Here is a 23,042-nt window from a genome sequence, read left to right as displayed (position 1 = left end):
GCTCCTTTATAGGTAAAGAAGTATAGCCTTAGGGTCGGTAGGGAAAATTGACGTGTTCGATTTTTTTATCGATATGTGCGGTGATTTATCAGCACGATTGATGCTTCCTGGTGATTTATAAATTTTCTGAATTCTTTAAGGCGCCGTCGGCACAAAATTTGTCTCACCCGCCGGTTACGAGTAGACTTCGTGCCCTTGTCTGAAATCGGAGAAAGTACCATGAGCGAGACGGCAACCTGGCAGCCGAGCGCGTCTATTCCAAACCTGTTAAAACGCGCGGCTGTGATGGCGGAAATTCGTCGTTTCTTTACCGACCGCGGCGTGCTGGAGGTGGAGACGCCCTGCATGAGTCAGGCAACGGTAACGGATATTCACCTGTTTCCGTTCCAGACCCGTTTCGTCGGCCCCGGCTATTCGCAGGGGATGGATCTGTATCTGATGACCAGCCCGGAATACCATATGAAGCGCCTGCTGGCAGCGGGCTGCGGTCCGGTCTTCCAGCTGTGCCGCAGCTTCCGCAATGAAGAGATGGGGCGTCACCACAACCCTGAATTCACCATGCTGGAGTGGTATCGTCCGTGCTATGACATGTATCGTCTGATTAACGAGGTCGATGATTTACTGCAGCAGGTGCTGGAGTGTCAGCCGGCGGAAAGCCTCTCCTATCAGCAGGCGTTCCTGCGCCACCTCGAGCTCGACCCGCTATCAGCCGACAAGACCCAGCTGCGCGAAGCGGCAGCGAAGCTCGATCTGAGCAATATCGCCGATACGGAAGAAGATAGGGATACGCTGCTGCAGCTGCTGTTTACCATGGGCGTCGAGCCGCATATCGGCAAAGACCGTCCGACCTTTATCTATCACTTCCCGGCAAGCCAGGCGTCGCTGGCGCAGATCAGCACCGAAGATCACCGCGTTGCGGAGCGCTTTGAGGTCTATTACAAGGGAATTGAGCTGGCGAACGGCTTCCATGAGCTGACCGACGCCCGCGAACAGCAGCAGCGTTTCGAGCAGGATAACCGCAAGCGTGCGGCCCGCGGCCTGCCGCAGCAGCCGATTGACAGCAATCTGCTGGAAGCTCTGAAAGCGGGCCTCCCGGACTGCTCCGGCGTGGCGCTGGGGGTCGATCGCGTGGTGATGCTGGCGCTGGGGGCTGAAAGCATCGGCGAAGTGATCGCCTTTACCGTCGATCGCGCCTGACCTGGCCGAATATCTCTCTCTGGCCGCGCAAGGCCAGGGGGCAGACCCTACCCGGCGCACGAGCCGCCGGGTAGGGTCTAACTTACAGGCTGCCCGCCGTGCGGCTGGATTTCCCCGCCGAGGTCATGGCTCTGCTGCTCTTCCTGCCGTCAATGCTTTCCAGACGCATCTGGAACGGCGGGAACGGCATGTCGATACCGTGCTCGCGATAGCCTGCCAGAATCAGCTTATGGATCTCGTGGCGCAGCGGCATACGGTGGCCCATCTCGGCGGCGTAGATACGCAGCTCGAAAATCTGAATCCCCTGCTGCAGATCGACGAGGAAGGCCTCGGGCGCCGGCGTATCGATAACCAGCGAGCAGCGGTGGGCGGCGTTAATCAGAATCTGCGTGACCTCTTCGGTATTCGCATCCGCCGGGGCCGGCACCGTCAGCACCACGCGGGTGACGGAGTCAGACAGCGACCAGTTGATAAACTGCTCGGTGATGAACGCCTTATTCGGCACGATAATCTCTTTCCGGTCCCAGTCGCTGATGGTGGTGGCGCGGGTATTGATGCGGGTGATGCTGCCGGTCAGATCGCGGATGGTCACCGTATCGCCAATACGTATCGGCTTTTCAAACAGAATAATCAGGCCTGAGATAAAGTTGGCGAAGATCTCCTGCAGGCCAAAACCGAGGCCGACGCCGAGCGCCGCTACCAGCCACTGCAGCTTCGCCCACTCAATACCGATCATCGAGAAGCCCATCAGGCCGCCAATCAGCATCAGCAGGTATTTGGTAATGGTGGTGATCGCGTAGCCGGTGCCCGGCGTGAGGTCCAGGTGCTGCAGAATCGCCAGCTCCAGCAGCGCAGGGAGGTTGCGCACCAGCTGGGTGGTGATAATCAGCACCAGAATCGCGATCAGCACCGCCCCAAGCGTAATCGGCTCGAGGCTTTCAACGCCCTGCACCGTAGAGGTCGCATCCCACAGCGAGATATTCTCGAGGAAGCCAAACGCTGAATGGATTTCTGACCACAGCACGATCACCGAGACCAGGGCTACCAGCATCAGCAGCGAGCGCACCAGCCGCAGCGACCGGGTACTGATCGCATCGAGATCGATTTCACTGACGTCGATCTCCGCGGACCCTTCAGGGCTGCTGGAGTGCGCGATCTCATCTTCGCCCCGCGCGCGTTGGGCAAGAATTTCCGCCCGTCGATGCTTGGCGCGATCGAAGGCCAGCCGGCGGCGCTGAATCAGCATCCAGCGGCGGATGATGTGATAGACCACGAGCAGTAAGAACCAGATCGCCACCGACGTTTCCAGCCTGGCCAGCAGCGCCTGGGCGGTCGCCAGGTAGCCGATAGCCGCCGCCAGCATGGCAATGAGCGGCGCGCCCAGCAGCAGGTTCCACAGCATTCGGTTAACCATATTATCGCCGCTCCCTGATTTATCGAGATACAGCGGAATACCGGCATGCTTGAGGCTCAGCGTGACCAGCGCCAGCGCCCCGCAAATCAACAGGAAGCACAGGCGGCCGAGGGAGGCCGAGAACTCACGGTCGTTGAGGTTATCGAACATAATCAGCGCAATGATTAGCGGGACGATCAGCCCGATGCTCATCAGGTAGTAGCGCATGGCCTTGGTGACCCGGCTACGCGGCCAGCCGAAGTGGGCGATAAACAGGCCGTTCGGACGCGCAAAGGTGGCGCAAATCATCACTACCCACAGCAGCGGTACCGTGGCGGTGACGCTTTCGCCGATGGCCACCGCCAGCGGGAAGGGCCAGGCGGATTGCAGACCATAGCCCAGGGTCATCCACAGCACCGGGAGCGGCGAGGCCACCAGAATCGACCAGAACACGGTGCGCAGGGTGAGCCAGAAATGGTCCTGGGTCACTTTGCCAACGCGGGCGCTGGAACGCTCAAGGAAGCGGGTGAAGTGGCGACGCGAGCTGATGCTGAAACCGACCAGAATCAGCGCGCCAAACAGCGGCAGCAGCGTCTCCTTGCTGGTTAACATCATCGCGCTGGCTTTGCCTAGCTGGCTGACGGTATCGAGAGAGACCAGGCGGCGCAGATCGTGAGCAATTTCCAGCGGCCATGAAAAACCGATTGGGCTGACGTCCGAGGTCCAGAACAGATAGCGGTGGGTCGCTTCGTTCATCTCTTTCAGGGCGTCTTCAAGCTGGCCGTTAGCCACTTTGAGCTTGGTCAGCTCCAGAATCAGCGTATCGCCGCCCTGCAGCAGCGAGTTGAGCAGCTCGCTTTGCGTGCGCAGCTGCGCTTCAAGAATACGATTCTGCTCGCTGGTCAGCGCCTGACCGTCGGCCTGGCGCAGCTGACGGAGCTGCGTCTGGCTGCCGAGGAGGTCCTCAAAGCGCAGCCGCTGCACCCGCAGCTGGGCCATTTCGGTATCCAGCTGCTGGGGTTTTGGCGTCTCCGGCAGACGGGCGACCTGGGCGCGTAGCGCTTCGCCCAGCAGGCTGGAGGCGCCCAGCCACTGCGACTGCTCGCGCAGCGTATTGAGCGCCTGGCGAACCTGGAGCGTCTGGCTGGAGGCCTGACGCTGCTGTGAAGCAACCAGGTCCATGCGCTGAGCCTGCTGGTTTAACGCCTGCGACAGCTCGCGGTTAACTTTAAACTGGGCCACCAGCTCCGGCGGCAGGTTTTCGCTGTTCTCCGCCAGCAGCTCGGTGCTTTCCAGCGCCTTTTCGGCTTCGCGCTGGCGCTGGCTGTTGAGCTGATTACGCAAGCCCTGCAGGTAGCCGTCGAGCAGCTTGCTTTGCTTTTGCGCCAGATCGGCGCGCATGCGCGACAGCTCCTGGCGATTGTTGGCGGAGAGCTGCGCCAGGTCCAGCTCGTTGACCAGCGCTTTCAGGCGCGCGGATTCCGCCTGCAGGCTCAGATTTTGTGCCTGTGCCAGCGGCGTATTGCTGGTCTGCGAGCCGACGCGGCGCTCAACGTCGTTCAGCTGACGGCGGGCGTCGGTTTGCTGCTGCGGAAGCTGGTTGAGCGAATCGGCGATATCGCGGGCGCGCTCCTGCTCCTGCTGGGCCTGACGGCTGGCTTCGAGCAGCTGGCTGCTGACCTGCAGGATTTCCTGATTCAGGGCATCGGTGGAGAGCGTCGTTGATACCTGGCGCGGTTCATCGGCCAGGTTGTTGATCTGCGAACGCAGGGTCTGGAACAGCTTGGGGAAGTTATCGATAACCTGCTGATACTGACGCGTACGCTCGAGGGAAGCGCTACGCTCCTCCAGCGCGTTCAGAGCGGACTGTAGCGCTTCTACGGTACCAGGCTGGGCGGGTTTTGCCGCCTTCGCCTGTTCCAGTTCCTGAGCTATCTGTTTCGCGTCCGGGGCTGTCGCTGCGTACGCCCCCAGACTGAGGCTCCAGGCCAGCAGGAAAATATATATCAGGCGCACGGCATAACCCTTTTTGTCAGCTATTAACCTTCGTCTTGCGTATCGTCGCTCAGAATGCTGGCGTCGCCTTCGGTCGTGGACATGGTCTCAACGGCGGTTGCCAGCGGTTGACCAAGCTTAGTGACCGAGAGGTTCTGCAGCTGTTCGAGCAGTTTTACCTTGCCCGGGGCAAACAGGTTGATCACCGTCGAACCGAGTTTGAAGCGACCCATCTCCTGGCCTTTCAGCAGGGCAATGGAACCTTCGCTGTCGCCCGCAGGCCAGGTCCAGCGCTTAATGACGCCTTCACGCGGCGGGGTAACGGTACCGGACCACACGGTTTCAATGCTGCCAACGATGGTCGCACCGACCAGAATTTGCGCCATCGGACCAAATTCAGTATCGAACAGGCAGATGACGCGCTCGTTGCGGGCGAACAGATTCGGTACGTTCTGCGCGGTCAGGTGGTTAACGGAGAACAGATCGCCCGGGACGTAGATCATTTCGCGCAGAATACCGTTACACGGCATGTGGACGCGGTGGTAGTCACGCGGCGACAGATAGGTGGTTGCGAAGTTACCGTTGCGGAACAGCTCGGCCATCTGGTAATTACCGGCCAGCAGCGCTTCCAGCGTGTAGTTGTGGCCTTTGGCCTGCAGGATTTTATCGTCTTCGATAGCTCCCAGCTGGCTAATTGCGCCATCGGCAGGCATGACCAGCACGTTCGGATCGGTGTTCAGCGGACGTGCTTCATCACGCAGCGGTCGAACAAAGAAATCGTTAAAGGTGCGGTAGCTGGCGGTATCGGGCTTCTGCGCCTCTTTCATATCGACCTTGTAGCACTTCACGAACAGGTCGATGACCAGTTTCGTCAGCCAGCCCGCTCGTTTGCTCGCACCCCAGCCTGCGAGGCGGGTAAGCCACAGTTTAGGCAGAATGTATTGCAGCGAAAGTTTAAGATCGTTTAACAAGGTAGCCTCCAGGCCATTATTTGTCGTTCCTGACCCCCGCAAAGCGTCGGGGACCTGAAAAAGGGGTCGATTCTATACGTAAACGCATCCGGGTTGCACCAAGGCTGCAGGTCTGCGAATCCCCGGCAGCATAGAGAGCTATGTGGGCGGGGGGAATACGCGCAGCCAACGCAGAGCAGCCTGAAGGATGAAACGTATAGCGACGCTCAGCTTAAATGTCAGTCATCGGATGATGAAAAGCTTTTACGCGTTTTTACCTGCACTTCGTTCATGCTTTCCAGAATGCGGTGGTAGTTTTCAAAACGGCGCTCATTGATGCTGCCATTTTCAACCGCTTCGCGAATCGCGCAGCCCGGATCGGTATCATGCTTGCAGTCGCGATATTTGCAACGGCCTAAATAATCGTGAAATTCGACAAAACCGTTGGTGATTTGTTCCGCATCAAGATGCCAGAGGCCAAATTCGCGCACGCCAGGGGAGTCAATCACGTCGCCGCCCTGCGGGAAGTGATAGAGGCGCGCGGCGGTGGTGGTGTGCTGGCCAAGGCCCGAGTTGTCAGAGACGTCGTTGGTCAGGATCCGATCGTCGTTCAGGCCCAGCAGCGCGTTCAGCAGGCTGGATTTACCCACCCCGGACTGCCCGGCAAAGATGCTGATGCGGCCGGTGAGGGCCTCTTCAAGCGGCTTCAGACCGTCCTGGGTCCGGCTTGATACCATCAGCACGGGATAGCCAATTTTGCGGTAGATATCCATCTGCTCATTGACGAACGCTAAGGCGTCCTCATCCAGCAGGTCGATCTTGTTGAGCACAATCAGCGGCTCGACGTCCAGGGCTTCGCTCGCCACCAGATAGCGGTCAATAATGTTTAACGACAGCTCCGGTAAAATCGCGGAAACGATGACGATCTGATCGATGTTGGCGGCGATGGGCTTAACGCCATCATAGAAATCCGGACGCGTCAGGACCGAGGTCCGCTCGTGCACGGCCTCAACGATACCTTTTACTCTAACGCCGTCAGCGGCGTCTTTGCCTGGGCGCCAGACTACGCGATCGCCGGTTACCAGCGAACGGATCGTCCGGCGAATGTTGCAGCGGTGGACGCCACCGTCAACGGATTCGACATCGGCATGCATGCCGAAGCGGCTGATGACGATGCCTTCGGAGGTCTCGCCAAACAGATTGTCATCGTAGTCGGCCTTCTCCGAAGTCGTTTTCAGGCGGCGCTGGTGGTTGGCCTTGACGCGGCGCTGTTGGCCTTTGGAGAGTTTATTTTTACTCAATCGAACTGGCTCCTGGTCGCCCTGTAGGGGCAAAACCTCTATGATACACGCTATTTTAGATGAATATAGTCACGCAAGAAGGGTGGAAAATAGCATGAGTGCAGATGAAAACAACCTGATTTGGATCGATCTTGAAATGACGGGGCTGGATCCGGAGCGCGATCGCATTATCGAAATCGCCACCCTGGTGACCGATGCAAACCTCAACATTCTGGCGGAAGGGCCGACGATTGCGGTACACCAGTCTGATGCGCAGCTGGCGCTGATGGACGAGTGGAACGTGCGCACGCATACCGGCAGCGGGCTGGTGGAGCGCGTCAAGGCCAGCACCGTGGGCGATCGCGAAGCGGAGCTGGCGACTATCGAATTCCTCAAGCAGTGGGTGCCTGCGGGTAAATCGCCGATTTGCGGCAACAGCATTGGCCAGGACCGCCGCTTTCTCTTTAAATATATGCCCGAGCTGGAAGAGTACTTTCACTACCGCTACCTTGACGTCAGCACCCTGAAAGAGCTGGCGCGCCGCTGGAAGCCGGAAATCCTCGATGGCTTTAAAAAGCAGGGCACCCATCAGGCGATGGACGATATTCGCGAATCGGTGGCGGAGCTGGCCTACTACCGCGAGCACTTTATCAAGCTGTAATCGTGCTGCCGGGGTCGGACGGCCCCGGCGACAGGCCAGAACTATTTAAACCACTTTTGCTCCATTTGCCCGAATTCAGGGGAGGCCTTGACGACCTCCAGCGCGGCATTTAGCGCATTGAGCAGCTCAGGGTCATCCTGACGCACCGCGATCGCCAGCTGCTTGCCATAATATTTGGCATCGGTTGCCTGCTCGTCGATGATGGCGTAATCCGGATTGTCCTGCAGCCATGTCTCGGCGCTGGCGCGATCGCTCATCACCCCGATAACGCTCCCCTCTTTCAGCGCGCTGAACGCGGCGTCGTTGCTATCGTAAGAGACGACGTTCACCTCTTTTTGCTTATCGTGCAGATAGCGCTGGTGAATGCTGCCTTTCGCGACGCCGAGCTTTTGGCCTTTCAGGTCAGCAAAACCGTGGGCGCTATTCTTCGCGGTGACAACCACGCCGGACAGCTGCTGGCGATAGGGCTGAGTGAAGGCTACCCGCCTTTCGCGCATCGGGACGATCTCGATCCCGGCGATGATGGCGTCGAATTTCTTAAAGCGCAGCGCCGGGATCAGGGTATCGAAGCTCTGGGGCGTAAATGTGCACTCAGCCTGCATCTGTTTACAGAGCGCCCTGGCGAGATCGATATCAAAACCGGCAGGCTGGTTTTTGGCGTTGACGGTTTCGAAGGGCGGATTGGCCGTCGTGGTACCAAAATGCAGCGTCGTTGCCGATGCCGTTCCCATAGCTAGCGCGATCAGCAGCAGGAAGGAGAGCGTATTTTTCATCTTAATTTCCCTGTTTGTCATTGTTGTTGACCGTCTATGGGGAGATCGTACCCGCAGACCGGGGCGATTTTGCGCCTTTAACAAGGTGTGAAAAAGTTATTTTGCCTTACGCGCTGCTTATTTATACAATTCAGGACGCTATCTGGCGATAAAATGTCCATTCAGATAAAAATAGAAAAAAAGTGCTCGCTGGGGGGTTGCAGCTAAATCGAATTCTCGTATAATGCGCCTCCCGTGACGAAGCAGAAATGCAAATCACGACGCCATAGAAATATGGCAAGAAGTACGCGGGAATAGCTCAGTTGGTAGAGCACGACCTTGCCAAGGTCGGGGTCGCGAGTTCGAGTCTCGTTTCCCGCTCCAAAATTTGAAAGGCACTATCCTAATCACAGGATTTCGGCTTGCGGTAAAGCTACTCAGGTAGCGGCAGGTTGAAAGACGAAGATTAAGCGGGAATAGCTCAGTTGGTAGAGCACGACCTTGCCAAGGTCGGGGTCGCGAGTTCGAGTCTCGTTTCCCGCTCCAAATTTGATAGTTACCACACCCAAGCGGGAATAGCTCAGTTGGTAGAGCACGACCTTGCCAAGGTCGGGGTCGCGAGTTCGAGTCTCGTTTCCCGCTCCAAAATTTCTTCCTCATACTCAATTTATCCACAGTGCAAATCGCGCCGGGGATGCCTTCCGTTGAATACGGGAAAATACTGTAAACAGAGTTATCCACAGGTTAAATGCAAACGACGCGTTGCTGAAAAACTTCGACTTTTGAATAATATCAATTCATCTCATTGAAATTTAACAATAAAATTTCATTTCAAAGTGTTAATACGATCACTTGACGTTCGTCTGCATGTTGAAACGCAATGTGTTTTTGTTTTTATTCACAGCCTGTGAATGAATCAGGCGTCTCTCGGCAGCCCTTTTTCAATCACCCTGACCAGCCGCTGTTTCTTCGGCAGCTGCACCTCAACCGCGCCGGCATTGCGCCTGGCAATTTGCTGCTCTATCGCCCACTCGATATGTTCATCGAGAAGCGGATGCTCGCCCCGACGGCTCTCAAGCGCCTTGAGATTCGCTTCATCCCACGGAGCATTTCCCAGCGCAACGGCAATGTTGCGTAACCAGCGCAGATGGCCAATACGGCGAATTGCCGATCCTTCGGTCACCTTCAGAAAATGACCTTCACTCCAGGCAAACAGCTCTACCAGCGGCGGCGCGTGCAGCGCTTTTCGCGGGCTGAAATCCTCTTCATCCGTGAGCTGGGAAAAGCGGTTCCACGGGCAAATCAGCTGGCAGTCGTCGCAGCCGTAAATGCGGTTGCCGATCAGCGGGCGGAACTCGGCGGGTATCGCGCCTTCCAGCTCAATGGTCAAATAGGAGATGCAGCGGCGGGCGTCGACGGTATAGGGCTCGACGATCGCGCCGGTCGGACAGATCGTCATGCAGGCCACGCAGCGCCCGCACTCTTCGGCGACCGGCCGATCGACGGGCAGGGGGATATCAACCAGCAGCTCGCCGAGGAAAAAGAACGAGCCGGCATCGCGGTTAATAATAAGCGAGTGCTTGCCCGTCCAGCCAAGACCCGCTTTTTCCGCCAAAGGACGCTCCAGAACAGGCGCGGAATCGACAAACGGTCTAAAATTGAGCGAAGCACACTGTTCCTGAATCATCTCACCAAGTTTTTTCAGGCGGTTACGTAGCAGCTTATGATAATCACGCCCAAGGGCATAACGGCTGACGTAACCCAGCGCGGGATCTTTCAGGGTGCGGGCAAAAGCGGCATTCGCTGGCAGGTAGTTCATCCGTACGCTGATGACGCGTAACGTACCGGGAAGAAGCTCATGAGGGCGCGCGCGCATCATGCCGTGGCGCGCCATCCATTCCATCTCTCCGTGGTATTGTTTGTCCAGCCATGCCTGCAGTTTGGGTTCGTTGACGCTGAGATCGGTATCGGTGATACCCACCTGCTGGAACCCTAATTCAGTGCCCCATTGCTTGATTTGCTGCGCTAACTTATTGAGATCGAGGGGCTGTAACATGATGGACCATACAATGACGAAATACTCCGTCAGTATACCACACTTCATCTGGCCTGCAGAGGCGCTACGACGCGCGGAAAAAGAGGCTGCGGACAGCCTCGGGCTGACCCTGTTTGAGCTGATGCGCCGGGCGGGAGAAGCGGCTTTCCAGCTGGCGCGAAGCCAGTATCCTGCCGGCCAGCGCTGGCTGATTCTTTGCGGCCACGGCAACAACGGCGGCGACGGCTACGTCGTTGCGCGCCTGGCGCAGGCTGAAGGGATTGAGGTAACGCTGCTGGCGCTGGAGAGCGAGAAGCCGCTGCCGGAGGAAGCGCACGCCGCACGCGAAGAGTGGCTCAACGCTGGCGGAACGATCCACGCGGCGGATATTGCCTGGCCGGAAGAGATCTCGCTGATTATTGACGGGCTGCTGGGCATCGGCCTGCGCAGCGCTCCGCGCAAGCCGGTCGCGACGCTGATCGCGCGCGCGAATGCGCATCCGGCGCCGATAGTGGCGCTGGATATCCCCTCCGGGCTCAATGCGCAGACCGGAACCACGCCGGGGGCGGTCATCCATGCGGCCCACACGATAACGTTTATCGCCCCCAAGCCGGGGCTGCTGACCGGTAAAGCCCGCGACGTGGTTGGCCGGCTGCACTATCACTCCCTGGGCCTCGATAGCTGGCTTGCCGGACAAAGGTTCCCGCTGGCGCGCTTTGATGCCTCGCAGCTGGCGGGCTGGCTGCCGCCGCGCCGCGCAACCTCCCATAAAGGCGATCACGGCAGGCTGGCGATCGTTGGCGGCGATCGCGGCACCGCGGGCGCCATCAGGATGACCGGAGAAGCGGCACTGCGGGCGGGAGCCGGTTTAGTCCGGGTGTTGACCCATCTGGAAAATATTGCGCCGATTATTACCGCCAGGCCGGAGCTGATGGTGCATGAGCTCACGGCGCAGAGCCTCGATGAAAGCCTGCAGTGGGCTGATGTGGTGGCGATCGGTCCGGGCCTCGGCCAAAGCGAATGGGCGACGCGGGCGCTACGCCAGGTGGAGAGCTTTGCTAAACCGATGGTGTGGGATGCGGATGCGTTGAACCTGCTGGCAATCAATGCCGATAAACGTCACAATCGCGTGCTGACGCCACACCCCGGCGAAGCCGCCCGTTTGCTTAACTGCAGCGTGGCAGAAATTGAAAGCGATCGCTTACATTCTGCTCAACGTCTGGTAAAACGTTATGGTGGCGTGGTCGTGCTGAAAGGCGCGGGGACGGTGGTGGCCAGTGAAGCAGGTGAGATGGGTATTATCGATGCCGGCAATGCCGGTATGGCCAGCGGCGGAATGGGCGATGTGCTCACCGGTATTATTGCCGCTCTGTTAGGGCAAAAGCTAACGCCGTATGATGCTGCCTGCGCCGGTTGCGTGGCGCATGGCGAAGCCGCAGACCGACTGGCTGCCAGAGATGGCGTCCGTGGGATGCTGGCGACCGATCTCTTTTCCACGCTCAGGCGTGTTGTTAACCCGGATGTGATTGACGTAGACCATGATTAACCGAGTGATTCCTTTACCCGACGAGCAGGCAACCCTGGACCTTGGCAACCGCATTGCGCAGCTCTGTACGGGGGCCACGGTCATCTATCTGTATGGCGATTTAGGCGCGGGTAAAACTACCTTCAGCCGCGGCTTTTTACACGCACTCGGCCACCGCGGGAATGTCAAAAGCCCTACCTACACGCTGGTGGAGCCGTACACCCTCGAAAATTTGACGGTGTATCACTTCGATCTTTACCGCCTGGCGGACCCCGAAGAGCTCGAGTTTATGGGGATCCGTGACTATTTTACTGACGATGCTATCTGCCTGGTTGAATGGCCGCAGCAGGGCGCGGGCGTGCTGCCCGAGCCTGATGTTGAAATTCATCTTGAGTATCAGGCACAAGGGCGTGAGGCGCGCGTAACGGCAGTCTCCTCATTGGGTGAGTCTTTACTGGCGCGTTTAGCCTGAAGGATCGCGGGATGAAATATCGCATAACCTCTTGGCTGGCCGCTGCGCTGATGCTGTTTAGCATGCAGACCTTTGCGGCAAGTTTATCCGATATCCAGGTCTCTAACGGAGATCGGCAGGCCCGTATTACCATAAGCTTTATTGGCGATCCCGAATACTCCTTCAGCCCTCAGGGCAAACGCACCGTGGCGCTGGATATAAAGCAGACCGGCACCTTGCAGGGATTACCGCTGCTGTTTAGCGGCAGCAACCTGGTGAAAAGCATTCGCTCGGGCACGGCGCCGGATACGCAGTCTCTGCGCCTGCTGGTGGACCTGACGGAAGACGGCAAAACCCGCGCGGTGAAGCAGCAAAACGGCTCTAATTATACCGTTGTGTTCACTATTAACGCCGACGTCCCGCCTCCACCTCCGCCGCCTCCGGCGATCGTGAAGCGAGTGGAAAGGCCGGCGATTGCCCCGCGTCCGGTTCCGGTTGAGCCCGCGCGCAACCCGTTTAAGTCATCCGGTAATGAACGGCAAACTGCCATGACCGAGAGCCACGCCGTGACGCGTCCGGCCGCTCGCGCCGCGGCGACGGACGATAAGGTGATTATTGCGATCGATGCCGGCCACGGCGGCCAGGACCCGGGCGCGATCGGCCCGGACGGCACCAAAGAGAAGAACGTGACGATCGCCATTGCCCGCAAGCTGCGTGCGTTGCTGAACGCCGATCCGCTGTTCAAGCCGGTGCTGACCCGCGACGGCGACTACTTTATTTCGGTGATGGGCCGTTCGGACGTCGCCCGTAAGCAAAATGCCAACTTCCTGGTGTCGATTCACGCCGATGCGGCGCCGAATCGTGACGCTACCGGCGCTTCGGTATGGGTGCTGTCCAACCGTCGCGCCAATAGCGAAATGGCAGGCTGGCTTGAGCAGCATGAGAAGCAGTCCGAGCTGCTCGGCGGCGCCGGCGACGTGCTGGCGAACAGTCAGTCGGATCCCTACCTGAGCCAGGCGGTGCTGGATTTACAGTTCGGCCATTCCCAGCGCGTCGGGTATGATGTGGCGACTAACGTATTGAGCCAGCTGCAGCGGGTCGGCGATCTCCACAAGCGCCGCCCGGAACACGCCAGCCTCGGCGTGCTGCGTTCACCGGATATTCCGTCGATCCTCGTCGAAACCGGTTTTATCAGCAATACCGGCGAAGAGCGGCTGTTGGCCAGCGACAATTATCAGCAGCAGCTTGCCGAAGCGATTTATAACGGTCTGCGTAATTACTTTATGCAGCACCCGCTGCAATCAGCCCCGCGCGGCGAGCCCGCACAAACGGCCAGCGCCGCGTCGCCTGGCAGGACGTTGATAAATTAAGGAGTCAGTCATGCCGATTCAGGTTCTACCGCCGCAGCTCGCCAACCAGATTGCCGCAGGTGAGGTGGTGGAACGTCCGGCGTCGGTGGTTAAGGAGCTGGTAGAAAACAGCCTTGATGCCGGCGCGACCCGAATTGATATTGATATCGAACGCGGCGGCGCGAAGCTTATCCGCATTCGTGACAACGGCTGCGGCATCAAAAAGGACGAGCTGGCGCTGGCGCTGGCTCGCCACGCCACCAGTAAAATCGCCTCCCTTGACGATCTGGAAGCTATCATCAGCCTCGGCTTTCGCGGGGAAGCGCTGGCCAGTATCAGCTCGGTGGCGCGGCTGACCCTGACCTCGCGCACGGCGGAGCAGCAGGAGGCCTGGCAGGCCTACGCCGAAGGGCGCGATCAGGACGTGACCGTCAAGCCGGCGGCGCATCCGGTCGGCACCACGCTGGAAGTGCTGGATCTGTTCTATAACACCCCGGCCCGCCGCAAATTTATGCGTACCGAAAAGACGGAATTTAACCATATCGATGAAATCGTCCGCCGCATCGCGCTGGCGCGTTTCGACGTCACGATTAATCTCAGCCATAACGGCAAGGCGATGCGCCAGTATCGCGCCGTACCCGCGGGCGGACAGCGCGAGCGGCGGCTGGGCGCTATCTGCGGCACGCCGTTCCTCGAGCAGGCGCTGGCGATTGAATGGCAGCACGGCGATCTGACCCTCAGCGGCTGGGTGGCAGATCCTCTGCATACCAATCCGGCGCTGGCGGAGATTCAGTATTGCTACGTCAACGGCCGTATGATGCGCGACCGGCTGATCAACCACGCCATTCGCCAGGCCTGTGAAGATAAGCTCGGGGCCGACCAGCAGCCCGCTTTTGTCCTGTACCTTGAGATTGACCCGCACCAGGTGGATGTGAATGTCCATCCGGCTAAGCACGAGGTGCGTTTTCACCAGTCTCGGCTGGTCCATGATTTTATCTATCAAGGGGTGCTTAGCGTCCTCCAGCAGCAGCTCAGCGCGCCGCTGGCGGAAGAGGATGCGGGGCAGCCGGCGCGCCTTCAGGTACCGGAGAACCGGGTCGCGGCGGGGGCTAACCATTTTGCTCAGCCCGTCCCTGCGCGTGAGCCGGCCGCAGCGCGCTACGGTCGCGAAACGCCGCGCGAGCCTTCCAGTCCGGCTGGAGGCGGCGGCGCCGGCTGGCCGCATGCGCAGCCGGGATACCAAAAGCAGCAGGGGGCGCTGTATCGTCAGCTGCTGGAGACGCCGGCTGTCGAGCGTAAAAGCAGCGCCCCGGCGCCTGCTGCTGAGGGTTTATCCGGCCACAGCCAAAGCTTTGGCCGCGTGCTGACCATCGTTGATGGCGATTGCGCGCTGCTGGAACGTGACGGCAGGCTGGCGCTTCTGGCGCTGCCGGTGGCCGAACGCTGGCTGCGTCAGGCGCAGCTGACGCCCGCCGGGGAGCCGGTTTGCGGGCAGCCGCTGCTGATCCCGCTGCGGCTAAAAGTATCGGGTGCGGAAAAGGACGCGCTGGCGAAAGCGCAGGCGGCGCTGGTGGCTTTGGGGATCGATCTGCAGTCCGATGCGCATCATTTGACGGTTCGCGCGGTGCCTTTACCCTTAAGACAACAAAATTTACAAATCTTGATTCCTGAACTGATAGGCTACCTGGCGCAGCGAAAGGCATTTGACGTCGGTGACATCGCGCAGTGGATCGCGCGCAACCTGGCGAGCGAACACGCGCAGTGGAATATGGCGCAGGCGATTAGCGTGCTGGCGGACGTAGAGCGTTTATGTCCGCAGCTGGTAAAAGCTCCGCCGGGTGGTCTGTTACAACCCGTTGACCTGGATTCGGCGATGAATGCCCTGAAAGATGAGTGATGTAACTGAGGCGAGCCTGCCTAAGGCAATATTTTTAATGGGCCCAACGGCCTCTGGTAAAACGGCGCTGGCCATTGCATTGCGTAAAATTTTACCGGTAGAGTTGATTAGTGTCGATTCCGCCCTTATCTATCGAGGAATGGACATTGGTACGGCCAAGCCGGATGCGGCAGAGCTGAGCGCAGCGCCGCATCGACTGCTGGATATTCTCGACCCGGCAGAGGCTTACTCCGCGGCGGACTTTCGTCGCGATGCGTTGGCAGAAATGGCGGATATCGTCGCTGCCGGGCGCATTCCGCTGCTGGTTGGCGGAACAATGTTGTATTTCAAAGCGTTGCTGGAAGGGCTGTCGCCGTTACCGTCGGCAGATCCGCAGGTCAGGGCAAAAATTGAGCAACAGGCAGCAGAGCAGGGGTGGCACGCACTGCACCGGCAGCTACAGGAGATCGATCCCGTTGCCGCCGCGCGTATTCATCCAAATGATCCGCAAAGACTTTCCCGAGCACTGGAAGTTTTTTTCATTTCGGGTAAAACTTTAACGGAACTGACGCAAACGTCGGGAGACGCTCTGCCGTACAAGGTGCATCAGTTCGCCATCGCCCCGGCGAGCCGTGAACTGCTCCATCAACGCATAGAACAGCGTTTTCATCAGATGTTGGCTTCAGGTTTTGAAGCAGAAGTACGGGCGCTATTTGCCCGCGGAGATTTGCATACGGATATGCCTTCCATTCGTTGTGTAGGATATCGCCAGATGTGGTCATACCTTGATGGCGAGATCCCGTATGATGAAATGGTTTATCGAGGTGTTTGCGCCACGAGACAGTTAGCCAAGCGTCAGATAACCTGGTTGCGCGGCTGGGAAGATATTCACTGGTTAGACAGTGAACAACCTGAACAGGCGCTCAACAAAGTATTACAGGTAGTTGGTGCGAGCCAGGACTGAACGTGTACAATTAAACGGTATCGTGCGTAATTTTTTTTAAGAATCGTAAGGTTCTGAGTACAAAACAAGCATACATATAAGGAAAAGAGAGAATGGCTAAGGGGCAATCTTTACAAGATCCGTTCCTGAACGCTTTGCGTCGGGAACGCGTTCCGGTTTCTATTTATTTGGTGAATGGTATTAAGCTGCAAGGGCAAATTGAGTCTTTCGATCAGTTCGTGATCCTGTTGAAGAACACGGTCAGCCAGATGGTCTACAAGCACGCAATTTCCACCGTTGTTCCGTCTCGCCCGGTGTCTCATCACAGCAATAATGCTGGCGGCGGTACAAGCAACTATCACCACGGTGGTAGCGCGCAGGGTTCTTCTGCGCCGCAGCAAGACAGCGAAGACGCCGAATAAGGTTAATGCTGTTTTTCCAAGCCGGGGAGCCTGGTTTTACTCTATGAGTTTTTGGTTGCAGGAAGTCGGCATGTAGTGAATCCCCAGGCGTTTACAGCAGTAAATGGCTGGGGTAAACGAGTAAAGCCAATACTCACGCAACCAGAAAGACCACGAGTGACCCTGTTCCCCGCTGGTATTTTAGAAGGGGTTTACGCTTGTTTGACCGTTATGATGCCGGTGAGCAGGCGGTGCTGGTACACATCTATTTTTCGCAAGACAAAGATATGGAAGACCTTCAGGAGTTTGAATCCCTGGTCTCCTCTGCCGGTGTCGAAGCAATGCAGGTGATTACCGGTAGCCGTAAAGCACCGCACCCAAAATATTTTGTTGGTGAAGGTAAGGCTGTCGAAATTGCGGAAGCCGTAAAAGCGACCGGCGCGTCGGTCGTGCTGTTCGATCATGCCCTGAGTCCAGCCCAGGAACGTAACCTGGAGCGCCTGTGTGAATGCCGGGTTATCGATCGCACAGGACTTATTTTAGATATTTTCGCCCAGCGAGCGCGCACCCACGAAGGGAAACTGCAGGTTGAGCTGGCGCAGCTGCGCCATATGGCGACGCGCCTGGTACGCGGCTGGACCCACCTTGAAAGGCAAAAGGGCGGGATTGGTTTGCGTGGCCCGGGTGAAACCCAGCTCGAGACTGACCGTCGATTGCTGCGTAACCGCATTATGCAGATCCTCGGGCGGCTGGAAAAAGTATCGAAGCAGCGTGAACAGGGACGGCGGTCACGAGCCAAAGCCGATATCCCAACCGTGTCGCTGGTGGGGTACACCAACGCCGGGAAATCAACGCTGTTTAACCAGATAACCGAAGCTGAGGTGTACGCGGCGGACCAGCTGTTCGCGACTCTGGACCCGACGCTACGCCGCATCGACGTCACGGACGTTGGTGAAACCGTGCTGGCGGACACCGTGGGCTTTATTCGCCACCTGCCGCACGATTTGGTCGCCGCGTTTAAAGCCACGCTGCAGGAGACGCGTCAGGCGACGCTGCTGCTGCACGTGATTGACGCAGCCGATGTCCGTCTGCAGGAAAATATTGATGCCGTAAATACGGTTCTCGCCGAAATCGAGGCCGATGAGATCCCGGTACTGCTGGTGATGAACAAAATCGACATGCTTGACGATTTTGAACCACGTATCGACCGGGATGAAGAGAATAAACCGATTCGGGTCTGGCTCTCTGCGCAGACCGGAATTGGGGTACCGCTGCTTTTTGAGGCTTTGACGGAACGACTTTCCGGTGAAGTGGCCCAGCACACGCTGCGCTTACCGCCGCAGGAAGGGCGGCTGAGAAGTCGGTTCTATCAGCTTCAGTCGATAGAAAAAGAGTGGCTGGAGGATGACGGCAGCGTGAGTCTGCAGGTGCGCATGCCGATCGTTGACTGGCGTCGCCTCTGTAAACAAGAGCCAGCGCTGGTTGATTACGTGATTTGACCTTGCAGCTTGCCTGAAGATATTAACCCCTGTGGGGATATCAAAAACAAATATGGAGCATATACATGGCGTGGAATCAGCCCGGTAATAACGGACAGGACCGCGACCCGTGGGGGAGCAGCAATAACCAAGGCGGCAACTCCGGGGGAAATGGCAATAAAGGTGGTCGCGAGCAGGGGCCGCCCGATCTGGATGATATCTTCCGCAAGTTAAGTAAAAAACTTGGCGGTCTCGGTGGCGGCAAAGGGGGACAGGGAGGCGCTAGCGGCTCTCAGGGATCTCGTGGCCCGATGGGCGGACGTATTGTCGGCATCGTTGCCGCTGCCGCAGTTATTATCTGGGCAGCCAGCGGTTTCTATACCATCAAGGAAGCGGAACGTGGTGTGGTGACTCGCTTTGGTAAATTCAGCCATCTGGTTGAGCCGGGTCTTAACTGGAAGCCAACCTTTATCGATAACGTCCAGGCCGTCAACGTTGAATCGGTACGTGAACTGGCGGCTTCTGGCGTCATGCTGACGTCTGACGAAAACGTCGTGCGCGTTGAGATGAACGTGCAGTATCGGGTGACCGATCCAGAACGCTACCTGTTTAGCGTTGCCAGCGCCGACGATAGCCTGCGTCAGGCAACCGACAGCGCCCTGCGTGGCGTTATCGGCAAGTACACCATGGACCGTATCCTGACCGAAGGGCGTACCGTTATTCGTAGCGATACCCAGCGCGAGCTGGAAGAGACGATTCGTCCGTACGATATGGGTATTACCCTGCTGGACGTCAACTTCCAGACGGCGCGTCCGCCGGAAGAGGTGAAGGCCGCGTTTGACGATGCGATTGCCGCGCGTGAGAACGAGCAGCAGTACATCCGCGAAGCTGAAGCTTACACCAACGAAGTGCAGCCGCGAGCTAACGGTGCAGCGCAGCGTATCCTCGAAGAGGCGCGTGCGTACAAGACTCAGACCGTTCTTGAAGCTCAGGGTGAGGTCGCGCGCTTTGCGAAGATCCTGCCTGAGTACAAAGCCGCGCCGGAGATTACCCGCGAGCGTCTGTATATCGAAAGCATGGAAAAAGTGCTGAGCCACACCCGCAAAGTGCTGGTTAACGATAAGGGCGGCAATCTGATGGTTCTGCCTCTGGACCAGATGCTGAAAGGCGCCGGTACGCCAGCAGCAAAGGGCAATAGCAGCGGTGCGAACGATCTGCTGCGCCTGCCGCCTGCCTCCGGCTCAAGCAGCGCCAGCACCACGTCGACCACTACGGATGGCAACATTATGGACCAACGTCGCGCCAACGCGCAGCGTAACGACTACCAGCGTCAGGGGGAATAACGATGCGTAAACCTGTAATTGCGATTATTGCCATCGTGCTGGTAGTGCTTTACATGTCTATCTTTGTGGTTAAAGAGGGCGAGCGCGGTATTACGCTGCGTTTTGGTAAGGTACTGCGCGATAGCGAAAATAAACCGCTGGTGTATTCGCCGGGTCTGCACTTCAAGATCCCGTTCATTGAATCAGTGAAAACGCTCGATGCGCGTATTCAGACTATGGATAACCAGGCCGATCGCTTTGTTACCAAAGAGAAGAAAGACCTGATCGTCGACTCATACATCAAGTGGCGTATCAGCGACTTCAGCCGTTACTATCTGGCAACCGGCGGCGGCGACGTCTCCCAGGCCGAGGTGCTGCTGAAGCGTAAATTCTCTGACCGTCTGCGTTCTGAGATTGGTCGTCTGGACGTGAAGGATATCGTGACCGATTCCCGCGGTCGCCTGACTCTGGAAGTGCGCGATGCGCTGAACTCCGGCTCTGCAGGTACCGAAGATGAAGTCAGCACGCCGGCCGCTGACGATGCTATCGCCAAAGCGGCGGAGCGCGTATCGGCAGAAACTAACGGCAAGGTTCCGGTCGTTAACCCGAACAGTATGGCGGCGCTGGGTATTGAAGTCGTCGACGTACGCATCAAGCAGATCAACCTGCCGGCCGAAGTGTCTGAAGCGATTTATAACCGTATGCGCGCCGAGCGTGAAGCGGTTGCCCGTCGCCACCGTTCACAGGGCCAGGAAGAGGCTGAGAAGCTGCGCGCTACCGCGGACTATGAAGTGACCAAGACGCTGGCTGAAGCCGAGCGCCAGGGCCGCATCATGCGCGGTGAAGGCGACGCAGAGTCGGCGAAGCTGTTTGCCGATGCGTTTAGCCAGGATCCGGGCTTCTACGCCTTTATCCGTAGCCTGCGCGCCTATGAGAACAGCTTCCAGGGTAACCAGGATGTGATGGTTCTCAGTCCTGACAGCGATTTCTTCCGCTACATGAAGTCACCTGACTCCGCTCGCAAATAAGCGATTTAGTCAGCCAAAGGGCGCCTTGAGAAAGGCGCCTTTTTTATATTTTTAAATCAGGAAATAACTTTTAACACAACGGGTTATGCGTTTTATTCGCAAAAAAAGTGCATAATCAACGCGAAATGCCGGACAATAGGCGACACGGGTAAAAAACATCATGGCTCAAGCCCTGACGCTCTGCGGCGGCGGTGGTTTCGTTTCTCTCTAAGGGTTAATCATGAACTCAACAATCTGGCTGGCACTGGCGCTGGTTTTAGTACTTGAAGGACTGGGGCCGTTGCTTTATCCGCGCGCCTGGCGTCGGATGATCGCCACAATGAGCCAGCTGCCGGATAATATATTACGCCGTTTTGGCGGCGGTCTTGTGGTTGCCGGGATAGTCATCTACTACATGTTGACGAAATCACTGAGCTGATCAAAAAGTGGCCAGACCTGGCTGATATTGAGTGCAAAAAGTGCTGTAACTCTGAAAAAGCGATGGTAGAATCCATTTTTAAGCAAACGGTGATTTTGAAAAATGGGCAACAACGTCGTCGTACTGGGCACCCAATGGGGTGACGAAGGTAAAGGGAAGATCGTCGATCTCCTGACTGAACGGGCTAAATATGTTGTGCGCTACCAGGGTGGTCACAACGCAGGCCATACTCTCGTAATCAACGGTGAAAAAACCGTCCTGCATCTTATTCCATCAGGTATTCTCCGCGAAAATGTCACCAGCATCATCGGTAACGGTGTTGTGCTGTCTCCGGCTGCGCTGATGAAAGAAATGAAAGGACTGGAAGACCGTGGTATCCCTGTCCGCGAGCGTCTGCTGCTGTCCGAAGCCTGTCCGCTTATCCTTGATTATCACGTTGCGCTGGACGTTGCGCGTGAAAAAGCGCGCGGTGCGAAAGCTATCGGTACTACCGGTCGCGGCATCGGTCCTGCTTACGAAGATAAAGTCGCTCGCCGCGGTCTGCGCGTTGGTGACCTGTTTGATAAAGCCACCTTCGCTGACAAACTGAAAGAAGTGATGGAATATCACAACTTCCAGCTGGTGAACTTCTACAAAGCGGAAGCGGTTGATTATCAAAAAGTCCTTGATGACGTTATGGCAATTGCCGACATCCTGACGGCGATGGTTGTAGACGTTTCCGATCTGCTGGATCAGGCACGTCAGCGCGGCGACTTCGTGATGTTCGAAGGCGCGCAGGGCACTCTGCTGGATATCGACCACGGTACCTATCCGTACGTAACCTCCTCCAACACCACCGCTGGTGGCGTGGCAACCGGCTCCGGCCTGGGTCCGCGTTATGTGGATTACGTACTGGGTATCATCAAAGCTTACTCTACCCGCGTAGGGGCAGGTCCGTTCCCGACCGAGCTGTTTGATGATGTCGGCGAGTTCCTGTGCAAGCAGGGTAACGAATTCGGCGCCACTACCGGCCGCCGCCGTCGTACCGGCTGGCTGGATATCGTTGCGATTCGTCGCGCGGTGCAGATCAACTCCCTGTCCGGCTTCTGCCTGACCAAGCTGGACGTACTGGACGGCCTGAAAGAAGTTAAACTCTGCGTAGCTTACCGTCTGCCGGACGGCCGCGAAGTGACCACCACTCCGCTGGCAGCCGACAACTGGGAAGGCATTGAGCCGATTTATGAAGTCATGCCGGGCTGGTCCGAAACCACCTTCGGTGTGAAAGAGCGTAGCGGCCTGCCGCAGGCGGCGCTGAACTACATCGCTCGTATTGAAGAGCTGACCGGCGTACCGGTTGATATTATCTCTACCGGTCCTGACCGTACCGAGACGATGATTCTGCGCGACCCGTTCGACGCATAATTATCTCCAGGGGCGCCGATTGGGCGCCCCTTGTTTTTGCTGTCCACCCGCCCCATTTCAAATAAATTAACGGCCTGAGCGTCGGCTGGTTTATCATCAATATAGTCATACCCTGCGGATTCACCGCTTGCCCCTTACCCTGAGGTTGCTGTGCAGTTAACGAGTTTCACTGATTACGGATTACGAGCGCTTATCTATATGGCGTCGCTACCGGATGGCCGAATGACGAGTATCTCCGAAGTGACGGAGGTCTACGGCGTGTCGCGTAATCATATGGTAAAAATAATCAATCAGCTGAGTCGCTCTGGTTACGTTATGGCGGTGCGGGGAAAGAACGGGGGGATTCGCCTCGGTAAGCCGGCAAAAACGATTCGTGTTGGTGATGTGGTTCGCGATCTTGAGCCGCTATCGTTGGTCAATTGCAGCAGCGAATTCTGCCACATTACACCCGCCTGTCGCCTGAAGCAGGCGCTTGCAGAAGCGGCGCAAAGTTTTCTTAAGGAACTAGATAACTACACGCTGGCTGATTTGGTTGAAGAGAATCAACCACTTTATAAATTATTACTGGTGGAGTGACGTAAACTCTC

The 23,042-nt window shown here is 57.5% G+C and carries 19 protein-coding genes and 3 tRNA genes; 17 read left to right on the top strand and 5 right to left on the bottom strand.

The window, feature by feature from the left end:
• Positions 1-219 precede the first annotated feature (219 nt).
• Positions 220-1,197: an elongation factor P--(R)-beta-lysine ligase gene (epmA, locus tag NWP14_RS22745; protein ID WP_375216054.1), complete on the top strand. Its 978-nt coding sequence runs from the start codon at positions 220-222 to the stop codon at positions 1,195-1,197.
• Between the two features lie 82 nt (positions 1,198-1,279).
• Here epmA and mscM read toward each other — a convergent pair whose 3' ends face one another.
• From mscM to rsgA, 3 genes are all read right to left on the bottom strand, one after another.
• Positions 1,280-4,606 (bottom strand): miniconductance mechanosensitive channel MscM, encoded by a 3,327-nt coding sequence (gene mscM, locus NWP14_RS22740; protein ID WP_375216053.1) that lies wholly within the window; start codon positions 4,604-4,606, stop codon positions 1,280-1,282.
• A gap of 23 nt (positions 4,607-4,629) precedes the next feature.
• The gene (gene asd, locus NWP14_RS22735; protein WP_095104426.1) at positions 4,630-5,556 is read right to left on the bottom strand and encodes an archaetidylserine decarboxylase; all 927 of its coding nucleotides are present in this window, start codon (positions 5,554-5,556) and stop codon (positions 4,630-4,632) included.
• A 218-nt stretch (positions 5,557-5,774) separates the two neighbouring features.
• Entirely contained in the window at positions 5,775-6,836 is a 1,062-nt protein-coding gene (rsgA, locus tag NWP14_RS22730) for a small ribosomal subunit biogenesis GTPase RsgA (protein WP_095104424.1), read from the bottom strand.
• Between the two features lie 94 nt (positions 6,837-6,930).
• On the opposite strand from rsgA, the gene orn reads away from it, so the two are divergent.
• Positions 6,931-7,476 carry an oligoribonuclease gene (gene orn / locus NWP14_RS22725; protein WP_346430552.1) on the top strand — a complete coding sequence of 182 codons (546 nt, stop codon included), beginning with the start codon at positions 6,931-6,933 and terminating at the stop codon, positions 7,474-7,476.
• Between the two features lie 41 nt (positions 7,477-7,517).
• Here orn and NWP14_RS22720 read toward each other — a convergent pair whose 3' ends face one another.
• Positions 7,518-8,249, bottom strand: coding sequence for a transporter substrate-binding domain-containing protein (locus NWP14_RS22720; protein WP_095104420.1), 732 nt, complete (start codon positions 8,247-8,249; stop codon positions 7,518-7,520).
• 287 nt (positions 8,250-8,536) lie between these two features.
• On the opposite strand from NWP14_RS22720, the gene NWP14_RS22715 reads away from it, so the two are divergent.
• From NWP14_RS22715 to NWP14_RS22705, 3 genes are all read left to right on the top strand, one after another.
• Positions 8,537-8,612, top strand: a tRNA-Gly gene (locus NWP14_RS22715).
• A gap of 86 nt (positions 8,613-8,698) precedes the next feature.
• Positions 8,699-8,774: transfer RNA gene (locus tag NWP14_RS22710), tRNA-Gly, on the top strand.
• A gap of 23 nt (positions 8,775-8,797) precedes the next feature.
• A tRNA-Gly gene (locus tag NWP14_RS22705) sits at positions 8,798-8,873 on the top strand.
• Positions 8,874-9,144: 271 nt separating this feature from the next.
• On the opposite strand, the gene queG is transcribed toward NWP14_RS22705, so the two are convergent.
• Positions 9,145-10,284, bottom strand: coding sequence for a tRNA epoxyqueuosine(34) reductase QueG (queG, locus tag NWP14_RS22700; RefSeq protein WP_375216052.1), 1,140 nt, complete (start codon positions 10,282-10,284; stop codon positions 9,145-9,147).
• Positions 10,285-10,297: 13 nt separating this feature from the next.
• Between queG and nnr the strand changes: the two genes are divergently transcribed.
• The 12 genes from nnr (at position 10,298) to nsrR (ending at position 23,031) form a co-directional block, all read left to right on the top strand.
• On the top strand, positions 10,298-11,809 hold the full coding sequence (gene nnr / locus NWP14_RS22695; protein WP_375216094.1) for a bifunctional ADP-dependent NAD(P)H-hydrate dehydratase/NAD(P)H-hydrate epimerase: 1,512 nt from the start codon (positions 10,298-10,300) through the stop codon (positions 11,807-11,809).
• A complete protein-coding gene (gene tsaE / locus NWP14_RS22690; RefSeq protein WP_095104414.1) occupies positions 11,802-12,260 on the top strand; it encodes a tRNA (adenosine(37)-N6)-threonylcarbamoyltransferase complex ATPase subunit type 1 TsaE in 459 nt (152 codons plus the stop codon). The genes nnr and tsaE overlap by 8 nt, the downstream gene beginning before the upstream one ends.
• An 11-nt stretch (positions 12,261-12,271) precedes the next feature.
• Positions 12,272-13,609 (top strand): N-acetylmuramoyl-L-alanine amidase AmiB, encoded by a 1,338-nt coding sequence (amiB, locus tag NWP14_RS22685; RefSeq protein WP_346430549.1) that lies wholly within the window; start codon positions 12,272-12,274, stop codon positions 13,607-13,609.
• Between the two features lie 10 nt (positions 13,610-13,619).
• Positions 13,620-15,485: a DNA mismatch repair endonuclease MutL gene (gene mutL / locus NWP14_RS22680; RefSeq protein WP_375216051.1), complete on the top strand. Its 1,866-nt coding sequence runs from the start codon at positions 13,620-13,622 to the stop codon at positions 15,483-15,485.
• Positions 15,478-16,428, top strand: coding sequence for a tRNA (adenosine(37)-N6)-dimethylallyltransferase MiaA (gene miaA / locus NWP14_RS22675; RefSeq protein WP_095104408.1), 951 nt, complete (start codon positions 15,478-15,480; stop codon positions 16,426-16,428). The genes mutL and miaA overlap by 8 nt, the downstream gene beginning before the upstream one ends.
• Positions 16,429-16,520: 92 nt before the next feature.
• Entirely contained in the window at positions 16,521-16,829 is a 309-nt protein-coding gene (gene hfq, locus NWP14_RS22670; RefSeq protein WP_041143712.1) for an RNA chaperone Hfq, read from the top strand.
• A gap of 197 nt (positions 16,830-17,026) precedes the next feature.
• Positions 17,027-18,307 (top strand): ribosome rescue GTPase HflX, encoded by a 1,281-nt coding sequence (hflX, locus tag NWP14_RS22665; RefSeq protein ID WP_095104406.1) that lies wholly within the window; start codon positions 17,027-17,029, stop codon positions 18,305-18,307.
• A gap of 65 nt (positions 18,308-18,372) precedes the next feature.
• Complete coding sequence (hflK, locus tag NWP14_RS22660; protein WP_346430546.1) at positions 18,373-19,629, top strand: FtsH protease activity modulator HflK; 1,257 nt, start codon at positions 18,373-18,375, stop codon at positions 19,627-19,629.
• 2 nt (positions 19,630-19,631) lie between these two features.
• The gene (gene hflC, locus NWP14_RS22655) at positions 19,632-20,636 is read left to right on the top strand and encodes a protease modulator HflC (protein ID WP_041143715.1); all 1,005 of its coding nucleotides are present in this window, start codon (positions 19,632-19,634) and stop codon (positions 20,634-20,636) included.
• 220 nt (positions 20,637-20,856) lie between these two features.
• Positions 20,857-21,054: a DUF2065 domain-containing protein gene (locus NWP14_RS22650; RefSeq protein WP_095104402.1), complete on the top strand. Its 198-nt coding sequence runs from the start codon at positions 20,857-20,859 to the stop codon at positions 21,052-21,054.
• Positions 21,055-21,156: 102 nt separating this feature from the next.
• The gene (purA, locus tag NWP14_RS22645; protein ID WP_095104400.1) at positions 21,157-22,455 is read left to right on the top strand and encodes an adenylosuccinate synthase; all 1,299 of its coding nucleotides are present in this window, start codon (positions 21,157-21,159) and stop codon (positions 22,453-22,455) included.
• Between the two features lie 150 nt (positions 22,456-22,605).
• Positions 22,606-23,031 (top strand): nitric oxide-sensing transcriptional repressor NsrR, encoded by a 426-nt coding sequence (gene nsrR / locus NWP14_RS22640; protein ID WP_041143718.1) that lies wholly within the window; start codon positions 22,606-22,608, stop codon positions 23,029-23,031.
• Positions 23,032-23,042 lie beyond the last annotated feature (11 nt).

This window comes from Klebsiella sp. C349492 (assembly GCF_042055345.1).
Classification (GTDB): Bacteria; Pseudomonadota; Gammaproteobacteria; order Enterobacterales; family Enterobacteriaceae; genus Klebsiella; species Klebsiella scottii.
The sequence above is the reverse complement of the archived record's forward strand: the minus strand, read 5'-3'. Positions and strand labels throughout refer to the sequence as shown.

Excerpts from the sequence above, each read along its gene's own strand:
- miaA (WP_095104408.1), top strand. The coding sequence starts at position 15,478 with ATGAGTGATGTAACTGAGGCGAGCCTGCCTAAGGCAATATTTTTAATG.
- amiB (WP_346430549.1), top strand. The coding sequence starts at position 12,272 with ATGAAATATCGCATAACCTCTTGGCTGGCCGCTGCGCTGATGCTGTTT.
- nnr (WP_375216094.1), top strand. The coding sequence starts at position 10,298 with ATGACGAAATACTCCGTCAGTATACCACACTTCATCTGGCCTGCAGAG.
- orn (WP_346430552.1), top strand. The coding sequence starts at position 6,931 with ATGAGTGCAGATGAAAACAACCTGATTTGGATCGATCTTGAAATGACG.
- hflC (WP_041143715.1), top strand. The coding sequence starts at position 19,632 with ATGCGTAAACCTGTAATTGCGATTATTGCCATCGTGCTGGTAGTGCTT.
- tsaE (WP_095104414.1), top strand. The coding sequence starts at position 11,802 with ATGATTAACCGAGTGATTCCTTTACCCGACGAGCAGGCAACCCTGGAC.
- NWP14_RS22650 (WP_095104402.1), top strand. The coding sequence starts at position 20,857 with ATGAACTCAACAATCTGGCTGGCACTGGCGCTGGTTTTAGTACTTGAA.
- hfq (WP_041143712.1), top strand. The coding sequence starts at position 16,521 with ATGGCTAAGGGGCAATCTTTACAAGATCCGTTCCTGAACGCTTTGCGT.
- purA (WP_095104400.1), top strand. The coding sequence starts at position 21,157 with ATGGGCAACAACGTCGTCGTACTGGGCACCCAATGGGGTGACGAAGGT.
- hflK (WP_346430546.1), top strand. The coding sequence starts at position 18,373 with ATGGCGTGGAATCAGCCCGGTAATAACGGACAGGACCGCGACCCGTGG.
- mutL (WP_375216051.1), top strand. The coding sequence starts at position 13,620 with ATGCCGATTCAGGTTCTACCGCCGCAGCTCGCCAACCAGATTGCCGCA.
- epmA (WP_375216054.1), top strand. The coding sequence starts at position 220 with ATGAGCGAGACGGCAACCTGGCAGCCGAGCGCGTCTATTCCAAACCTG.
- NWP14_RS22720 (WP_095104420.1), bottom strand. The coding sequence starts at position 8,249 with ATGAAAAATACGCTCTCCTTCCTGCTGCTGATCGCGCTAGCTATGGGA.
- queG (WP_375216052.1), bottom strand. The coding sequence starts at position 10,284 with ATGTTACAGCCCCTCGATCTCAATAAGTTAGCGCAGCAAATCAAGCAA.